Source organism: Flavobacterium galactosi, from assembly GCF_048158585.1.
Lineage (GTDB): Bacteria > Bacteroidota > Bacteroidia > Flavobacteriales > Flavobacteriaceae > Flavobacterium > Flavobacterium galactosi.
The window spans coordinates 121,525-140,095 of sequence record NZ_JBLNKV010000003.1 but is presented as its reverse complement, the minus strand read 5'-3'; the positions used below and the strand labels follow the sequence as shown (position 1 = coordinate 140,095).

The window sequence follows — 18,571 nt, the reverse complement described above, 5'->3', positions numbered from 1 at the left end:
ATGTTGGGGTAAAATTGCATTACAAACATACTATATAAAGAAAATATTATTGCTATATGGCAATAAGTTAAGGAAATATTTATTTTATTTAGTAATTTAGCCTAAAATATTTCTGAATATAAGTTTTTTTATATTTCTAAAAAGAAAAAAAAACTGCTGTTGTACCTAAAAAAAGAATTGACAAATTATGATACTGGACGAAACTGACAAAAAAATCTTACGACTTCTTCAGGAAGATGCGCATCTAACCCTGAAAGATATTGCCAACCAAATCAATCTTTCGCTGACACCGGTCCATGACAGGGTAAAGCGTTTGGAAAAGGAAGGGATTATTGAGAAGTATGTTTCGATTTTGAATAAAAAGAAACTGGGTAAAAACCTGACGGTATATTGCCAGGTGACACTCGTGAAACAGACTTATGATATCTCAGAAGGATTCAATCAAGCGATACTGAATTTACCCGAAGTGGTGGAATGTAATTTTGTTTCGGGAAGTTTTGATTATATGTTGAAAATTGTATTGGCGGATATGGAAAGTTACCATCATTTTCATCAGAAAAAATTATCCGTTTTACCGGAGGTTTCTTTGATTAACAGCTTTTTTATTATTTCGGAAGTGAAGAGTACGACCGTTTTACCGATTTAAAATATAGGTTTGTTGAAGTGTTCCAAAAAGCTAAAAAAATGGAACACAGATGACACGGATTAAACGGATTTCCACTGATTTAAAAAGTTTAATAGTAGTGAAATTTATGTAATTCGTGGCGGAAATAATTTTAGTCTGGATTAGGGATAATCGTATTGAACTAAAATAGTGTTCTTAATTTATTAAATTAAAAAAAACCGTCCCGATAAAATCAGAACGGATTTTCTATTTAATTCAGGTTGGGTTGCTTTATATAAAAAAAAACTAAAAAACTAAAACTAAAAAACGGCAACGTACAACCTGTAATCTAAAGGCTAGTAATACGTGAAACGTCTCACTTTAGCAATATATTTCGCCAATCGGATGACTTGGTGGCTGTACCCATATTCGTTATCATACCAAATGTATAAGACGATATTTTTTCCATCATTAGAAACAATTGTAGCATTGCTGTCATAAATCGAAGGTGCCGAAGTCCCTACAATATCCGAAGAAACTAATTCGTTGTTCAACGAATATTTTATTTGTTCTACCAGTTCGCCTTCTAAAGCGTATTTTTTCATGATGGCATTAATTTCCTTAAGGGAGGTTACTCTGCTCACTTCAAGATTTAGAATTACCAAGGAACCATTGGGAACTGGCACTCTGATCGCATTAGAAGTCAGTTTTCCTTCAAGCGATGGTAATGCTTTTGCGACAGCGCTTCCTGCGCCCGTTTCGGTAATGACCATATTCAAAGCGGCAGCTCTGCCACGACGGTATTTTCGATGCATATTATCAACTAAATTCTGGTCGTTAGTGTACGCATGAATAGTTTCTAAGTGTCCTTTTACAACACCTAAAGTATCTTCAACAGCTTTCAAGATTGGAGTTATCGCATTCGTAGTGCAGGATGCAGCCGAAAAAATGTTTATTTCATCGGGATTGTATTCATTTTGGTTTACGCCATGAACAATATTTGGGATTCCTTTTCCCGGAGCGGTAAGTAGGACTTTATCGGTCCCTTTTGAAACTAAATGTCTGCTCAAAGCTTCATGATTTGTGAATGCGCCAGTATTATCAATGACCAAAGCATTATTGATTCCGTAAAGGGTATAGTCAATTTCTTCGGGTGTATTTGCGGATATTACATGAACGGTTGTGCCGTTAATAATCAACGCATTATTTTTGGTGTCAGCAACAACTGAGCCTTGAAAATCGCCATGAATAGAATCATAACGCAATAAGGAAGCTCTTTTTTCCAGGGAAGTTGCATCGTTTTTATCCCGGGTTACAATGGCTCTCAATCGCAATTGGTTTCCTTTTCCTGTTTTCGAAAGTAACTCACGAGCCAGTAATCTTCCAATTCTACCAAAACCATACAACACCACATCTTTAGGCTGAATTTCCTCAGATTTTTTGGCGTCTTTTAATTTGTCTAGTACAAAATGTCTGGTGTCAGGATATTTATCCTCTTCTAAACGATACTCATACGTAAGTTTACCAATGTCCAGTTTTGAAGGCGGTAAATCCAATTCCAAAACAGCTCTGGCAATTTCTACTGAATCAAACACAGAAATTGGTTTTCCCACGAATTCACCTGCATATTCATGCAAGTTGATGATTTCGCTAACGTTTTTGTCAATTAATTGATTTCTGAACAAAACCATTTCAATTGATTTGTCATACCATAAATCACTGATGATTTTGATCAATTCTACTCCTGCACGTCTTCTGTCGGCTTGAAAAGAAACTTCTTTTTCGTATGTAATGCTCATGTGAAAATTTGTAAATTAAATTAATGATTTTTTAAATTTTGCGCAAAATTACCCATTTCAATCGATTTCGTAACCTATTTTATCATTTATTTTTAAAATAAAAAAGCCGCCTCGGTTTTACAAGGTGGCTTTCATTTTGAGATTATAAGTATTAGATTATAATTTTTATAGTTTCTCCGTTTTTATTAATCATCTCAATTCGGATACTTTGACTTTCGTCCTTTTTATCTAAAAGTTTAGAGACTGTTTCTATATCTGTTGCTTTTATATTATCAATACTCAGAATAATATTTCCTTTGAGTTCTTCCTCATATTGTTTCAGGTTTTCATTGGTAACAGATCTAATTTTAATACCATAATTCAGATTGAATTTCTTTTTATCAGAAGCATCCAAGTTCTCCAATTCCAGACCTTTGAATTCCGTAGTAAAAAATTCATTTTTACTCAAAATTACCGGAACAATTCTATTTTTCCCGTCTCTGAGAATGGTTACCTGAACTTTATCATTAGGTCTTTTAGTATTGATATACCCAGAAAGATCGGCATAAGTAGCCACATTTTGGTCATCTAATTTTACGATAATATCTCCTTTTTCAAGTCCGGATTTTTCGGCACCGGAATTTTTAGTCACGTTTTTGATATAAAATCCTTGTGTTTGGGAAATTCCTAATTCTTTCGAAGCAGTTCCATTTAATTCGCCACCTTCAACTCCAAGAATTCCTCTTTGCACATTACCGAATTCCATAATGTCTTCAATTATTTTTCGGGCAATATTTGACGGAACTGCAAAAGAATAACCAACATAAGAACCCGTCATGGATGAAATCATCGTGTTGATACCAATTAATTCCCCGCGGGTATTTACCAATGCGCCACCACTATTTCCTGGATTTACCGCTGCATCTGTTTGTATGAAAGACTGAATACCACTAGTGCCCAAATCTCTGGCTTTTGCCGAAACAATTCCTGCGGTTACCGTTGAGGTTAAGTTGTACGGATTTCCTACTGCCAAAACCCATTCGCCTATTTTCACCGAATCAGAATTGGCGAAAGCAGTATACGGTAACTTTTCGTCGGCATCGATTTTCAATAAAGCAATGTCCATTTTAGAATCGGTTCCAATAAGTTTGGCTTTATACGATTTTTTGTTATTTAAGGTGATTTCAATTTCCGAAGCATCTTTTACCACATGATTATTAGTTACGATATAACCATCTTCAGAAATAATTACACCGGAACCCGTTCCTATTTGTTCTTGCTGCTGCTGTCCACCGTAGCCGTAAAAATATTCAAGCATTGGGTTGCTCACCGTTTTACGCGATACATTTTTTACGTGAACTACCGTATGGATGGTCTTTTCGGCTGCTTCGGTAAAATCAACATTCTCAGCAGATAATCCCACGCGTTTTCCATAGGCATCAGAAGCGAGGGTTGTAATTGAGTTTTTGTTATTCGAAAAATACCCATCATTGTCAAATAATAATTTGTAAGCCCCTAATGTTACGGCTCCACTCAGCAATGATGTTAAAAACAGTGTTGAAAATCGTTTCATATTAGAATTTATTTTTAAATTATTTTAAAGTAAAAATAGCGTTAAATTTCTTTTTTATAAAACAGTTTAACGCTCTTTAACAATGATTAACATTTCATTATTAGTTCGTACTTTTGTATATCTCAATTTAAATAAAATGCAAATAGAATTTTATAAATACCAAGGAACAGGAAATGATTTCGTGATGATTGATAATCGTCAGGAGATTTTTCCAAAAGACAATATTCAACTTATAGCCCGCTTATGCGACAGACGTTTTGGGATAGGTGGAGACGGACTTATTTTATTAGAAAATGACCCGGATACTGATTTCAAAATGGTCTATTACAACTCAGATGGAAACCAAAGCTCCATGTGTGGGAATGGTGGGAGATGTTTAGTGGCTTTCGCCAAAAAGCTAAACGTTATTGATGATAATACTACTTTTATAGCAACAGATGGGTTACATCACGCCTCAGTTGCTGACAATGGAATAGTTTCATTACAAATGATAGATGTCGAAGACGTGAAAATCACTCCAGAATATGTCTTTATGAATACGGGTTCTCCACATCACATACAATTAGTGGAAGATTTAGAGCACTATAATGTCAAAGAAAACGGAGCGAGTATTCGATATGGTGAATTATATGGAAAACAAGGAAGTAATATCAATTTTGTAAAAAAAATAGATGAGACTACCTTTTCATTAAGAACATACGAAAGAGGGGTTGAAGACGAAACATTAGCTTGCGGAACCGGTGCTACAGCAGTTGCCATAGCGATGAATGTATTGGGCGAAACGAAAGCGAATTCGATAGATTTGAACGTTGAAGGAGGAAAATTAGTGGTGTCTTTTGATGAAAAAGATGGGCATTTTACCAATGTTTTCCTGAAAGGACCGGCTGAGTTTGTTTTTAAAGGAACTATTGAGATATAACTAAAACCCAACCTACTCCTAAATGATAACATTAAAAGGTGAGAACATCTACATTCGTGCGCTCGAACCCAATGATTTGGAGTTTGTTTACGCTATTGAAAACGACCAAAGTATTTGGGAAGTGAGCAACACGCATACGCCTTACAGTCGGTTTTTGGTAAAACAATATTTGGAAAATGCGCATCAGGATATTTATGAAGCCAAGCAATTGCGATTGGCCATTTGTCAGGATCAGGATTTTCCGGCTTTGGGATTAATCGATTTATTTGATTTTGATCCAAAGAATAATCGGGCAGGAGTTGGGATTGTAATTCAAGGCAGTGAAAATCGCAAACAGAATATTGGTTCAGAAGCATTAGGACTATTAATTCGGTATGCTTTTCATCATCTTAATCTGCATCAATTATATGCAAATATTGGCTCTGAAAATGTAGCAAGTACCGCTCTTTTTACTAAATTTGGTTTCCAAAATATAGGAGTAAAAAAAGATTGGAATTTAGTTAACGGCGTTTATAAAGACGAAGCTATTTTTCAATTAATAAATCACACGAGCGTCAGCGAACTGGCGTAGCAATTTTAAAAAAATAATTATTTTGAACTTAAAAAAAATTATAACAATCATTTCTGTGGTATTAATATCAGTATTAATAGTTTATGGATTTATTTTGTTGGGTCAGATTTTTTCGGCTAATACAAAATTTGCCGATAAAGAAGTCTATATTAAAATTCCAACAGATTCTAAATACGAAGATGTCAAAAAAATAATCGCTCCTTATGTCGAAAATATGGGCCGTTTTGAAATGGTTGCCAGTAAAAGAGATTATCCGGCAAATGTAAAACCGGGTCGTTTCTTATTCACAAAAGGAATGAATAGTTATGAATTGGTAAAAACATTACGAATAAATGTACCGGTAAAATTGGCTTTCAATAATCAGGAACGATTGGAGAATTTTGCAGGACGTGTGGGTTCTCAAATTGAAGCCGACAGTCTGTCATTGCTGACTTCATTTAAAGATTCTGTTTTCTTGAAAGAAAATGGTTTTACCGAAGAGAATGTTTTGGCAATGTTCATTCCTAATACCTATGAAACGTATTGGAATACCTCGGCTGAAAAGTTCCGGGATAAAATGATTAAAGAATATAGAAATTTTTGGAATAAGGAACGTGTTGCCAAAGCCGCCAAACAAGGATTAACACCAATTGAAGCCACTATTCTAGCTTCGATTGTGCACAAAGAATCTGTTAAAAAAGATGAAAGACCAAGAATTGCAGGAGTTTATTTGAATCGGTTAAAAGCTCAAATGCCACTTCAGGCAGATCCAACAGTAATTTATGCGATAAAAAAGAAGTCAAATGATTTTGATCAGGTTATCAAAAGAGTTTTTTATAATGACTTAACAATGAGTTCTCCTTATAATACCTATGTAAATATTGGACTTCCTCCAGGACCTATCGCGATGCCTGATATTACAGCATTGGAAGCAGTTTTAAATCCAGAGAAAAATAACTTTATCTATTTCTGTGCGAGTGTGGAACGTTTTGGATACCATGAATTTGCCGCGACTTTAGAAGAACACAATAAAAATGCCAAAAAATATTCCGATTGGATAAACAGTCAAGGTGTAAAAAGATAGTTTTGAAATTTAAAAAACTACTTTTTTTATTCTTGCTCTTGATTGGGTATCAAACGGTTTTTTCACAAAATACAATTGATACTTTCCTTACACCATCTAATTCTTTAAATAAAAAAAGACAACAAACCGTAGTAATCTCTGAAGTGGTATTGGCTTCGGGGATTTTGGTAGGTTTAAACCAACTTTGGTATGCCGATTACCCCAAGTCTGATTTTCATTTTATAAATGATAATTCCGAATGGCTTCAAATGGACAAATTGGGACATTCTTTTTCTTCGTATCATTTAGGAAGGTTTGGTGCCGAAATGTTGCAATGGAGTGGAGCCAGTAAAAAGAACCAACTTATTTATGGAGCAGGTCTAGGATTTGCTTTTTTGACAGCTGTAGAGGCTATGGATGGATATTCTTCTGACTGGGGTGCTTCATCTGGCGACATAATCGCTAATGCTTCAGGAACGGCTTTGTATGTTTCGCAGGAATTACTGTGGAAAGAACAGCGGATAACTCCCAAATTTTCTTTTCATACCACACAATATGCAAATCAAAGACCAGAAGTTTTAGGAAATTCATTTACGGAACAAATTTTAAAAGATTATAATGGACAAACCTATTGGCTCTCGGTCAATTTATATTCCTTTGCGAAAGGCTCAAAAATACCAAAATGGTTGAATCTTGCTTTGGGTTATGGAGCCGAAGGAATGATAACCGGAAATAGACAAAATGAGACTCAATTTCCGACTCTAAATAGACAAAGATACAGACAATTTTACGTGAGTTTTGATGTAGATTTGACTAAAATTAACACAAAATCACACTTTTTAAAGACTCTTTTTGCAGTTTTAAATACAGTAAAAATACCAGCTCCAACGATTGAAATGGTGCACTTCAACGATGTTAAAGTGCACTTAATCTATTTTTAGTAAACTTTAACTCATTGATTATCAGTATAATTATTTTTTACGTATATTTGCACGTAGAAATTTCTTAACGGGACAGCGTTTTGAAGAAAAACAATTTATGATAAAGAAATGGTATTTTTATACAGGTTTGACAATTATTATTGCCTTTTTAAGCTCGGGTTTTAAGCCCTTTAATTTAGACACCAACTCATGGTTTCTAGTTCACGAAGAAGATGGATCACACTACTTATTTCCATCTGAAAAACAAGAAGATTACACCAATTTGAACATCCCTTTTACTGGAAATTTCTTTATTGGATTCAAAGAAGCAATCGGATATAGAGAATCCGAAAGCAAATACAAAAAAATTAATTCACTCGGTTATTTAGGCAAATACCAGTTTGGTATTGAGACACTAAAATCAATCGGTATATATAATAGTTCCGCTTTTTTGAATAGTCCTGAAATGCAGGAAAAAGCATTTATTGCTCTTTTGGCAAAAAATAAATGGGAATTAAAAAAAGAAATTGAAAAATACGAAGGCACAATAATGAATGGAATCTACATAACGGAATCCGGAATATTGGCTGCTGCACATCTTGGAGGGGCAGGTTCAGTAAGAAAATATTTGAAAAATAAAGGTAAAAGATATTTCCGGGATGCCTATGGCACTTCAATACGGAGTTACATGAAATCCTTTGGAGGGTATGATACTTCGTTTATTGTTGCTGATAGTAATGCCAGCATAAAAAACATATAATTTTTACGTTATTCAAAGAAGAGGCTACCAAATATATTTTGGCAGCCTCTTCTTTATTTATTATTCACAGTAGTATTATTTCATTTTTATAATTTCGCCATCTGGACGAACTACTAATTTAACGATTTCATTGTCTTTTTTAATCTTAACGTTATATTGTTTCTTAATTACATCCCCTTCCTTTTGTGTATAGAGAAATTGATCGTTTACAATTGCCCATCCGGGATAAGCTCTGTAAATGGAATAAATTACTTCGCTGGGAAGTTTTACATTTTTATACTCTTCAACCACACGGATTAATTTTCCATTCTCATCATAAGTTGCAGATAAAGTCCCTTTTTTGGTACTCATAACCAAGAGATATTCTTCAAAACCTTCAAAGTCTTTCCCTAAATCATAAGCGATGAATTTTTCTTCTACAGCTTGAACACTTTGATCGGGGTTATTATCCGGAAGATAGACTGAGAAATCTTTCCCTGCTTTTTTGATTACAACTGGTGGCAATTCTGTGATTTTCATCTTTCCCTGAACACTATCTTTCTTCTGATCTTGCGAATAAGATGGTACACATAAACCTAAAAATAACAAAATAATAAGTAATGATTTCATGATATTTGGTTTTTAAATTAATATTAAATGAGATAAATTTTAATGAACAAATAAATGGTAAATGATATTGTTTACAAATTCGTATTAATGATGTTAATAAATTGTATATCAATATTTTAAATAAAAATTATTTTAAAAAATATGTTGTCTACGGTAAAATTAACATATTTATTAAGCCCATTAAGTTAATTATTTCTACATATTATGTTAAAAGTAACTACTCTAAAAAACCTTTTTTTAATAGGAATACATACTTGTAATATAGATTGAAAAACGGGTACAAAAAAACACCAATTTTTCGATTGATGTTTTTTAAAATTGATATAAAAAGAATCTGTTTATTCGAAACTTTCCATCAGAATTTCCAATATCTTGATAGCTGCTTCACTGATTTTTGTCCCGGGCCCAAAAACGGCAACTGCACCAACATCAAATAGAAACTGGTAATCTTGTGCAGGAATTACTCCGCCAACAACCACCATGATATCTTCCCGACCGTATTTTTTAAGTTCATCGATTACTTGAGGGACAAGGGTTTTATGTCCTGCAGCAAGAGAGGAAACCCCTAAAATATGTACGTCGTTTTCTACCGCTTGTTTGGCAGCTTCAGCCGGTGTTTGAAAAAGTGGACCAATGTCAACATCAAAACCTACATCGGCGTAACCGGTGGCAACAACTTTTGCCCCACGATCATGTCCGTCTTGCCCCATTTTGGCAATCATAATTCGAGGGCGACGTCCTTCTATTTTAGCAAATTCATCTGCTAATTGTTTTGCTTTTTCAAAACTTTTGTCATCTTTTATTTCTTTACTATACACACCGCTAAAGGATTTAATTTGTGCTTTGTATCTTCCAAAAACCGTTTCCAGCGCATCGCTAATCTCTCCTAATGTTGTTCTGTTCCTAGCAGCTTCAATAGCAATTTCCAGTAAATTGCCATCGCCAGTTTGAGCACAAAGGATTAATTTTTTTAGAGAGTCTTGTACTTTTTCAGTATCTCGGGTCGCTTTTATTCGGTCTAATTGTTCCAGTTGTTGTTTGCGAACCATTTGGTTATCCACATCCAAAATCTGTAAAGGGTCTTCTTTTTCTAATCGGTATTGATTAACTCCCACAATAATATCCTGGCCACTGTCTATTCTTGCTTGTTTTCTGGCCGCAGCTTCTTCTATTCGAAGTTTTGGAATTCCGGATTCAATGGCTTTCGTCATTCCTCCCAGTTCTTCCACTTCTTCAATCAGTTTCCACGCATTTTCGGCAATTTCATTCGTTAAACTTTCTACGTAATAACTTCCAGCCCAAGGATCGACAGTTTTTGTGATTTTAGTTTCTTCTTGTAAATAGAGTTGCGTGTTTCTGGCAATTCTTGCCGAGAAGTCTGTTGGTAATGCAATTGCTTCATCCAAAGCATTGGTATGTAAAGATTGTGTTCCTCCAAAAGCGGCTGCTGCAGCTTCAATACAGGTTCGAGCCACATTATTGAAAGGATCTTGCTCTGTTAAACTCCAACCCGAAGTTTGACAATGGGTTCGCAATGCTAATGATTTATCGTCTTTTGGTTCGAATTGTTTTACCAGTTTTGCCCATATCATTCTTCCTGCACGCATTTTGGCAATTTCCATAAAATGGTTCATTCCAATCGCCCAGAAAAATGATAATCGTGGAGCGAATTCATCAATTTTCATTCCTGTTGCTAATCCGATTCTAATGTATTCCAATCCATCGGCTAGCGTGTAAGCCAATTCAATATCTGCAGTGGCTCCCGCTTCTTGCATATGATATCCTGAAATAGAAATAGAATTGAATTTCGGCATTTTTTTGCTGGTGAATTCAAAAATATCAGCAATGATTTTCATCGAAGGAGTTGGCGGATAAATATAGGTGTTACGCACCATAAACTCTTTCAGAATGTCATTTTGAATCGTACCTGAAAGTAATTCGGGTTTTACGCCTTGTTCTTCTGCAGCGACAATATAGAAAGCCATAATGGGTAAAACGGCACCATTCATGGTCATGGAAACCGACATTTCGTCCAGCGGAATTTGGTCGAATAATACTTTCATATCTTCCACAGAATCAATCGCAACTCCTGCTTTTCCTACATCACCCACTACGCGTTCATGATCTGAATCATACCCGCGATGGGTAGGTAAATCAAAAGCGATGGAAAGTCCTTTTTGACCCGCAGCCAGATTTCTTCTATAAAAAGCATTGCTTTCTTCGGCAGTGGAAAATCCTGCATATTGGCGCACTGTCCAAGGTCGGCGAACGTACATCGTAGCGTATGGTCCGCGTAAATTTGGTGCAAAACCAGCTCCGAAATCAAGATGAGTAAGATGCTCAATGTCTTGTTCCGAATAGGTTTGTTTTAGTTCTATTCCTTCGGCTGTGAGAAATGTATTAGCGAGTAAATGATCACTCTCGACTTTCGACTTTTGACTTTCTAATTGAATATGTTGAAGCGCTTTTCTTTTCATTTTTAAGCAATGAATTATACTATTTTGTAAATGTTTTAACGGAATACTAAACGCTTAGCTTTCTTTCTCTAATCGTTCTTGTTCTATTTTTTCGGCCAGTCGTTTTTCGATTATTGGCGTAATTAATGTTTTTCTCGGTTTGACTTTTACAAAGGGAAACAGTTCTAAATCATGTTTCATTTTATCGGCGTTGTTGGGATGTTTGTTTGTCCCAAGTAAAATTTCTTTACCATTTTCAAATAATTCTTGAGCCGTATCAGCACTTTCCTGAATTTTTCTTTTGATGATTCCGTCATTAAGTTGTTTCAGGAAACCACCATTAGACTCCATATCCTTGAATAAAGCCAACGATTTTTCGGCTAATTGATTGGTAAGACTTTCTATATAATAACTTCCGTCAGCCGGATTATTGACTTTGTCAAAATAACTTTCATTTTTGAGAATCAATAATTGATTTCTCGCGATTCGGTCTCCAAATTCATTGTCTTTGTGATACAATGCATCGTAAGGTAAATTAGCAATAGCATCCGCTCCACCAATAATTGCCGACATACATTCAGTCGTAGTTCGCAACATATTTACGTTATAATCGTATAATGTTTTGTTGCGTTTTGTAGGCGAAACGATAATGTTGCAATCCAAGTTATGGTTGTATTCTTTGGCAATCAAATTAAAAAGCAATCGCAAAGCGCGTAATTTTGCTATTTCAAAAAAGTAATTTGTCTCAACAGCAACTTCGAAAACAATTGGTTGATTTATAGATTCAATTCGGTTGAAATATTCATTAGCATGGCCTAAGCTATAGGCAATTTGCTGCACCATGTTTGCGCCTGCGTTTTGATACAAAGCGGCATTGATGCTTATTAAAGATACAGCTGTTGTTGCTGCCGAAAGTAAATTCAGCGTTTCAAAATTACTTTTTTCTTTGGTTACAAACCAGTTTCCGTCTTTGGCTAATTGTCCAATTGGATCCAGATTACAGAAAATTATCGTATTGTTTTTCTTTGCAAATGCATCAATCTTTTTAACGAAATCGATTGAGATAAAAGTCAAATGGAAGTAAACGGTAACTTTTTCTAAAGGCAATTTCTCCAATAGTTTTGTGATGTCAATCGATTCATTTTCTATTGTAAACCGAAGACTGTTCGCACCACGATTTAATGAATCTAAAGCTCTTTCGATTGATTTTTCAAAATCATAAACAAATATGTTTTGGCAAATTTTGAATTGAGTTGCTTTTGTAGTAACGGGAAAAATTTTCTTGAATTCATCTTTGTGGTAAAACGGTTTTACCTGAATGTCTTCGGGGGAGTTCCAAACTAAAGTTTCGTTATAATCAGCTCCATTGAGTTCAAATTGGATTTTTTGTTTCCATTGTTTGGAAGAAATGGGATTGAAATCATCGAAAAGGTTTGCAGCCATTTTGTTTGTTGATTATTTTATGGTTTTGAATAATTAAAATTTTTAACTATTTATTTTTTTTCAATCGTGTCACCTTCGAATTCAATGATATAAATGTCTTCGCTGTCTTTTTTCATATAGTATTTTTCGCGAGCGTATTTTTCTATTTGTTCGGAATTTTTTAATTCTTTGATGTTCTCCTGATCTTTTTTTATTTCTTCTTGATAATATTTTTTATTGTCTTCTAATTCGTCAATTTGTTTGTCAAGAAAACGGTGGTCGAAATACGAATAGTTGTCCAAAAAAATCATCCAAGTAGCAAAAAACAACAAGACCCAAACGTATTTGTTACTCAAAAATTTAAACCAAGGTTTGTTTTTATACGGATTTGTCATTTTTATTTTTTTAGCCCCGATTGCAGTGAAAATCCTTTTTATTTTTGGCAAAAAATAAAAAGATTGTAACGTAAAGCGGGAAATAGCTCCTAATCTTTATTAGATTAAAATTACAACTTAATTATAGTATTTTTTGATTTATTACCGCCCGAACTACGTCTATGGCAACGGTATTGTATTTATCATTTGGTATAATAATGTCAGCAAATGCTTTTGTAGGTTCTATAAACTGCTCATGCATCGGTTTTAAAGTCGTTTGGTATCTGTTGATGACTTCGTGCATATCGCGACCCCGTTCTGCAATATCACGTCGCATGCGACGGATTAATCGTTCGTCAGAATCCGCGTGAACATATATTTTTACATCAAATAATTCTCTTAATTCTGGATTTGCCAAAATTAAAATACCTTCTACAATCATCACTTTTCGGGGATGTGTAAATATGGTATCGTCAGTCCTGTTGTGCGTTACAAAGGAATAAACGGGTTGATTGATGTTGTTTCCTTCTTTTAGTTCTTTAAGATGAGCAACCAATAATTCAAAATCAATAGCACGCGGATGATCAAAATTAATGAGTGCTCTTTCATCGTATGACAGCCCTTGATTTTCTTTATAATAGGAGTCTTGTGAAATAATACCTACTTCTGTTTCCGGTAATTCATTCATAATTTGATGAACTACGGTTGTTTTTCCACTTCCTGTTCCTCCGGCAATTCCTATAATGAGCATAAAAGTTGTATTATTTATTTATCAAGGCAAAAATAGCAATTTAATTGCGAGTGGTTTTGTTTTTTGAGGAAATGTTGCTAATTTAATATATTTATCGGATAGTATTAATTAGCATTTTTTTCTACCTTTAGTTTTCTAAAAACTGCAGCGCTTTGTATTCACAAATCAATAAAAATATTAGTCGGTACGTCACTTTTGAACGGGAAGAATTAGAAATTTTCAATTCTTTATTGGAATATAAAACCGTTCCTAAGAAAACGATTTTGCTCCATGAAGGTGAAATGTGCAACTTTGAAGCATTTGTTATCAAAGGTTGTGTCAGGAAATATTATATTGATGCCAATGGTTTTGAAGTGATTCTTCAATTTGCCATCGAAAATGCTTGGGTGAGTGATATTTCTTTTAGTATTTATGAAGATAAGCCGAGTCGGGTGTGCATCGAAACATTGGAAGATTGTGAGTTTTTTATGTTTAGTCCCGAAACAAAAGAAGCTTTATTTACGAAAGCACCAAAGTTTGAACGAGCTTTCCGGATATTGATGCAACGCAGTCTGGCAGTCACTCAAGACCGCTTATTCAATACTATTTCTAAAACGGCTACCGAGAAATATTTGGAGTTTCTCGAGCAGTATCCTTCACTTTCACAGCGCGTTGCCCAACATTACATTGCTTCCTATCTTGGTATTTCGGCTGAGTTTTTAAGCAAAGTAAGAACCAAAATTGCCAAACTCTAAATTCCTGTTATTTTCATTTCTTGTCCTAGTTCAATGCAGGCGCTTTTTTTTTGACGCAACTTTGTACCATAATACTAAAGAAAAGAACAATGGAAAATACAGATAAAATTAAAGACGGAGTTATCACTCATTCAGTTTTGCACAAAGCCAATACCCGTGGTCACGCGAATCATGGTTGGTTAGAATCCTATCACACGTTTAGCTTTGCTAATTATCACAATCCGGAGCGCACAAATTTTGGTGTTTTACGTGTTTTGAATGATGACAGAGTTAGTCAAGGAATGGGTTTTGGGAAACATCCACATGATAATATGGAGATTATTTCTATTCCGCTTGAGGGTGATTTAGAACACCAAGACAGCATGGGAAATACTACCGTAATCAAAGAAGGAGATATTCAGGTGATGAGTGCCGGTACAGGGATTTTTCACAGCGAATACAATAAGAATAAAGACCAGTTGGTTAAATTTCTACAGATTTGGATTTATCCGAATCAAAAAAATGTAACCCCGCGTTATGACCAAGTTACTTTGGACTTGAAGGATCGTCACAATAAACTGCAACAAATTTTATCCCCAAATCCAGATGACGAAGGCGTTTGGGTTCATCAGGATGCTTGGTTTCATATCGGAAAATTTGACAAGGATTTTTCTACTTCTTATCAATTGAAAAAACCTGGAAACGGAATTTATGCTTTCGTTTTGAAAGGTGATTTCACGATAGGAAACATCGCTCTCAATGAACGTGACGGATTAGGAATTTGGGATACTAATATAATTTCAATCACGGCAAATTCAGCCGATGCCGAAATCCTTTTGATGGAAGTACCAATGAAATTATAATCAGATAAAAAAACAATAGAAATAACTAATAAATAATACTACTATGTCAACAACAAAATGGGCAATAGACCCAACACATTCAGAAATTGGTTTTAAAGTAAAACACATGATGTTTACTACTATTTCAGGTAAATTTTCAAAATTTGATGCTTCAATAGAAGCAGAAGACACTGATTTTGAAAACGCAAAAATTGAATTTACGGGAGCAGTCGATTCCATATCTACCGGAAATGCAGATCGAGATACCCATTTATTAAGTCCTGACTTTTTTGATGCAGCGCAGTTTCCCGAAATTAAATTCACAGCGTCTTCCTTTACTAAAATTAATGAGGGTGAATATGAATTGGTTGGAGATTTAACCATGCATGGCGTTACAAAATCAGTGAAACTAGCAGCAGAATTTAGTGGACTAATGAAAGATCCATGGGGGAATACAAAATTAGCTTTTTCATTAGAAGGAAAAATCAATAGAAAAGATTGGGGATTGAATTGGAATTCAGCTCTTGAAACTGGCGGAGTTTTAGTAGGTGAAGAAGTTCGATTGAATATTGAATTGCAATTTATAAAATTATAATTTTCAGAAGGACTAAAATAGTAATCTCAATGAATTTAATCTTTGAGGTTGCTGTTTTTTAAAAGTTGAATGATGGAAACCACCAATATTCTTTACATAGGAAGACATATCGAAATTCTGGCTATTGTTGTCCGACTCATTAATTCTAATGAAGATTGGAATGGAGTAGGGGTTATTAATGATGAAGCCGCAAAGGAAATTTTTTGCCAAAAAGAGTTTTCACTGGTACTATTGGGTTCCGGAATTCAGAAAGAAAGTGAAACTAATTTGTGTGCTTTTTTCAAAAAACAGAATCCCAATATAATTATTGTACAGCACTATGGTGGCGGAAGTGGCTTGCTGAAAAGTGAAATTTTAGTAGCTTTGGAAAATAATAAAAATTAAAAAATTCTTTTTTTTTCACCATTAAGAAATTAAGTTTTATTAAGTTCCAGTTCTTAATTTTTCTTAATCTCTTAATGGTTTATTTCAAAAAAACTATTATTTGTTCTTCTTTGCTTTAATCATCATTTCCAACTGATCCCAAAGTTCTTCGGGAATAGCTTCCAGAATATTAAATTGTCCGGCGCCTTTGAGCCATTCGCCACCATCAATAACAACAACTTCGCCGTTTACATACGCTGAAAAATCAGAAACCAAATAAGCCGCTAAATTGGCTAATTCCTGATGATCTCCCACGCGTTTTAACGGCACTTTTTTTGCCATATCAAATTTCTCGGCTAAATCTCCTGGTAATAATCTGTCCCAAGCGCCTTTAGTTGGAAAAGGTCCCGGAGCAATCGCATTGGAACGAATCCCGTACTTAGCCCATTCTACAGCAAGACTTCGTGTCATGGCCAAAACTCCCGCTTTTGCAGTAGCGCTCGGTACCACATAAGCAGAACCAGTCCAAGCATAAGTAGTTACGATATTTAAGATAGTAGATGATTTCTGTTTGGTGTCAATCCAATGTTTTCCAAAAGCAAGGGTACAGTTTTTTGTTCCTTTTAAAACAATATCAATTACAGTATCAAAAGCATTTGCAGATAATCTTTCGGTTGGAGAAATGAAATTTCCGGCAGCATTATTAAGTAAAACATCAACTTTACCAAAAGCTTTCAAAACTTCTTGCAGCATATTTTTTACTTCTTCGTAATGACGTACATCGCATTGAATAGGAAGACAAGTTCCACCCGTTTCTGTTTCCAGTTCCGCAGCTGTATTTTTTAGTTTTTCTAAATCTCTTGATGTAATGGCAACTTGCGCACCCAATTCCAAGAAATATTTAGTCATTGCTTTTCCTAAACCGCTTCCGCCACCGGTTACGACAATCACTTTGCCTTTTAGGGCATCGTCTCGTAACATTTTATCTGTATAACTCATGTTTTGATATTTTTTTTTATTGTAAATATAATAAATTAAATAGTATGCGCGCATAATAAAAAAATAAAATCGATGCTTTTAAATGGCACACAATCTTTTAGCAGCTTCTTCCAGTGTTGCATTGTCTTTGGCAAAACAAAATCGAATTAATTTCAGATCTTTTCCATCAGTATAGAAAGTAGAAATAGGAATGGCAGCCACGCCATGTTCAACTATTAGGCGTTTGCAAAAATCAACATCATTTTCATTTGAAATAGCAGCATAGGAAACAACCTGAAAATAAGTTCCTTCGCAAGGCATGAGTGTGAAACGACTGTCTTTTAGTAATTGTCTAAAGTAATCTCGTTTTTCCTGATAGAATTTCCCAATTTCATCCACGGAAACTAAGTCTAAATAGTCACTAATAGCTACCTGACATATACTATTTACACTAAAAACTAAAAACTGATGTACTTTTTTGATTTCTTTCATTAAGTATTCAGGAGCTACTAAATAACCAATTTTCCAACCAGTTACATGGAACGATTTTCCAAAAGAGGAAATCATCACGCAACGATTGAGCAGTTTCCTCCGAGTATGGGCAGAAATATGTTTTTCTTGGAAAGTGATGTATTCGTAGACTTCATCAGATAGAACTAAAATGTCAGGATATTTTTCCAGTAGAATTTCCAATGATTCAAAATCAGATTGCTTTAAAATTTTACCTGTTGGATTATGTGGATTGTTAATGATAATCATTTTCGTTTTTGAAGTACAGGCTTTTTCGATAATTTCCCAATTTGGAGTATAGTCATCATTTAAAGCCACTCGAACTGGATTTGCATTGCAAAGTAAAACTGGTGCTTCATAACAATCATAACTTGGATCTAAAATAAGAACTTCATCATTAGTTTTTACTAAAGCCAGTATTGTGGTAAAAATAGCTTGGGTAGCTCCAGCGGTTACTAATAGTTCAGTGCCAGCTTGAATGGTTCTATCGTATGATTTTTTGACTAGTGTTACTATTTTTGATAATAATGGCTGATAACCTGACATAGGCAAGTATTGGTGTACGTTTTCTTTGGCAAGTTTGGCAACAATAACTGTTAATCTTTCATCAACAGGAAAGTTTGGAAAACCTTGCGATAGATTAATAGCATTATACTCAGCGGCCATTTTTGACATAACAGTAAAAATACTTGTAGTGATATTTGGTAATTTACTCATAAAATGATTTCATTTCTTACTTGATAAATATAACTCGTTTAGCTATAAGTTTGTTTTTTTGAAGATTAAAATTT

At 34.6% G+C, this 18,571-nt stretch carries 19 protein-coding genes; 10 read left to right on the top strand and 9 right to left on the bottom strand.

The genetic code is table 11. From position 1 onward, the window contains the following. Positions 1-187 precede the first annotated feature (187 nt). Entirely contained in the window at positions 188-646 is a 459-nt protein-coding gene (locus ACM55M_RS07370) for an Lrp/AsnC family transcriptional regulator (protein WP_416856924.1), read from the top strand. 314 nt (positions 647-960) lie between these two features. On the opposite strand, the gene ACM55M_RS07365 is transcribed toward ACM55M_RS07370, so the two are convergent. Together ACM55M_RS07365 and ACM55M_RS07360 are read right to left on the bottom strand one after the other, a co-directional pair. Further along, the gene (locus ACM55M_RS07365; RefSeq protein ID WP_416856923.1) at positions 961-2,403 is read right to left on the bottom strand and encodes a glyceraldehyde-3-phosphate dehydrogenase; all 1,443 of its coding nucleotides are present in this window, start codon (positions 2,401-2,403) and stop codon (positions 961-963) included. 151 nt (positions 2,404-2,554) lie between these two features. Beyond that, a complete protein-coding gene (locus tag ACM55M_RS07360; RefSeq protein ID WP_416856922.1) occupies positions 2,555-3,955 on the bottom strand; it encodes a trypsin-like peptidase domain-containing protein in 1,401 nt (466 codons plus the stop codon). A 136-nt stretch (positions 3,956-4,091) separates the two neighbouring features. On the opposite strand from ACM55M_RS07360, the gene dapF reads away from it, so the two are divergent. From dapF to ACM55M_RS07335, 5 genes are all read left to right on the top strand, one after another. Beyond that, the gene (gene dapF / locus ACM55M_RS07355; protein ID WP_416856921.1) at positions 4,092-4,874 is read left to right on the top strand and encodes a diaminopimelate epimerase; all 783 of its coding nucleotides are present in this window, start codon (positions 4,092-4,094) and stop codon (positions 4,872-4,874) included. Between the two features lie 22 nt (positions 4,875-4,896). Then, complete coding sequence (locus tag ACM55M_RS07350; RefSeq protein ID WP_416856920.1) at positions 4,897-5,445, top strand: GNAT family N-acetyltransferase; 549 nt, start codon at positions 4,897-4,899, stop codon at positions 5,443-5,445. 22 nt (positions 5,446-5,467) lie between these two features. Continuing rightward, positions 5,468-6,508 carry an endolytic transglycosylase MltG gene (mltG, locus tag ACM55M_RS07345; protein WP_416856919.1) on the top strand — a complete coding sequence of 347 codons (1,041 nt, stop codon included), beginning with the start codon at positions 5,468-5,470 and terminating at the stop codon, positions 6,506-6,508. 2 nt (positions 6,509-6,510) lie between these two features. Continuing rightward, positions 6,511-7,428: a DUF2279 domain-containing protein gene (locus ACM55M_RS07340; protein WP_416856918.1), complete on the top strand. Its 918-nt coding sequence runs from the start codon at positions 6,511-6,513 to the stop codon at positions 7,426-7,428. Between the two features lie 97 nt (positions 7,429-7,525). Then, entirely contained in the window at positions 7,526-8,167 is a 642-nt protein-coding gene (locus tag ACM55M_RS07335) for a peptidoglycan-binding protein LysM (RefSeq protein WP_416856917.1), read from the top strand. A gap of 75 nt (positions 8,168-8,242) precedes the next feature. Here ACM55M_RS07335 and ACM55M_RS07330 read toward each other — a convergent pair whose 3' ends face one another. From ACM55M_RS07330 to udk, 5 genes are all read right to left on the bottom strand, one after another. Then, a complete protein-coding gene (locus ACM55M_RS07330; protein ID WP_416856916.1) occupies positions 8,243-8,776 on the bottom strand; it encodes a hypothetical protein in 534 nt (177 codons plus the stop codon). 338 nt (positions 8,777-9,114) lie between these two features. Beyond that, entirely contained in the window at positions 9,115-11,253 is a 2,139-nt protein-coding gene (gene scpA / locus ACM55M_RS07325) for a methylmalonyl-CoA mutase (protein ID WP_416856915.1), read from the bottom strand. A gap of 54 nt (positions 11,254-11,307) precedes the next feature. Continuing rightward, entirely contained in the window at positions 11,308-12,675 is a 1,368-nt protein-coding gene (locus ACM55M_RS07320) for a methylmalonyl-CoA mutase subunit beta (protein WP_416856914.1), read from the bottom strand. A gap of 50 nt (positions 12,676-12,725) precedes the next feature. Next, positions 12,726-13,049: an FtsB family cell division protein gene (locus tag ACM55M_RS07315; protein ID WP_416856913.1), complete on the bottom strand. Its 324-nt coding sequence runs from the start codon at positions 13,047-13,049 to the stop codon at positions 12,726-12,728. Between the two features lie 121 nt (positions 13,050-13,170). Beyond that, positions 13,171-13,779, bottom strand: a complete 609-nt coding sequence (gene udk / locus ACM55M_RS07310; protein ID WP_416856912.1) for a uridine kinase — start codon at positions 13,777-13,779, stop codon at positions 13,171-13,173. A 152-nt stretch (positions 13,780-13,931) separates the two neighbouring features. Here udk and ACM55M_RS07305 point away from each other — a divergent pair, with 152 nt between their 5' ends. The 4 genes from ACM55M_RS07305 to ACM55M_RS07290 all read left to right on the top strand — a co-directional run bounded on the left by ACM55M_RS07305 (position 13,932) and on the right by ACM55M_RS07290 (position 16,313). Continuing rightward, positions 13,932-14,513 (top strand): Crp/Fnr family transcriptional regulator, encoded by a 582-nt coding sequence (locus tag ACM55M_RS07305; protein ID WP_416856911.1) that lies wholly within the window; start codon positions 13,932-13,934, stop codon positions 14,511-14,513. 89 nt (positions 14,514-14,602) lie between these two features. Beyond that, complete coding sequence (locus ACM55M_RS07300; protein WP_416856910.1) at positions 14,603-15,355, top strand: pirin family protein; 753 nt, start codon at positions 14,603-14,605, stop codon at positions 15,353-15,355. A gap of 43 nt (positions 15,356-15,398) precedes the next feature. After that, complete coding sequence (locus tag ACM55M_RS07295; protein ID WP_416856909.1) at positions 15,399-15,929, top strand: YceI family protein; 531 nt, start codon at positions 15,399-15,401, stop codon at positions 15,927-15,929. A gap of 69 nt (positions 15,930-15,998) precedes the next feature. After that, the gene (locus ACM55M_RS07290) at positions 15,999-16,313 is read left to right on the top strand and encodes a hypothetical protein (protein WP_416856908.1); all 315 of its coding nucleotides are present in this window, start codon (positions 15,999-16,001) and stop codon (positions 16,311-16,313) included. Positions 16,314-16,409: 96 nt separating this feature from the next. Here ACM55M_RS07290 and ACM55M_RS07285 read toward each other — a convergent pair whose 3' ends face one another. Then, positions 16,410-17,291 (bottom strand): SDR family oxidoreductase, encoded by an 882-nt coding sequence (locus ACM55M_RS07285; protein WP_416856907.1) that lies wholly within the window; start codon positions 17,289-17,291, stop codon positions 16,410-16,412. 78 nt (positions 17,292-17,369) lie between these two features. Continuing rightward, a complete protein-coding gene (locus tag ACM55M_RS07280; RefSeq protein WP_416856906.1) occupies positions 17,370-18,497 on the bottom strand; it encodes a methionine aminotransferase in 1,128 nt (375 codons plus the stop codon). Positions 18,498-18,571 lie beyond the last annotated feature (74 nt).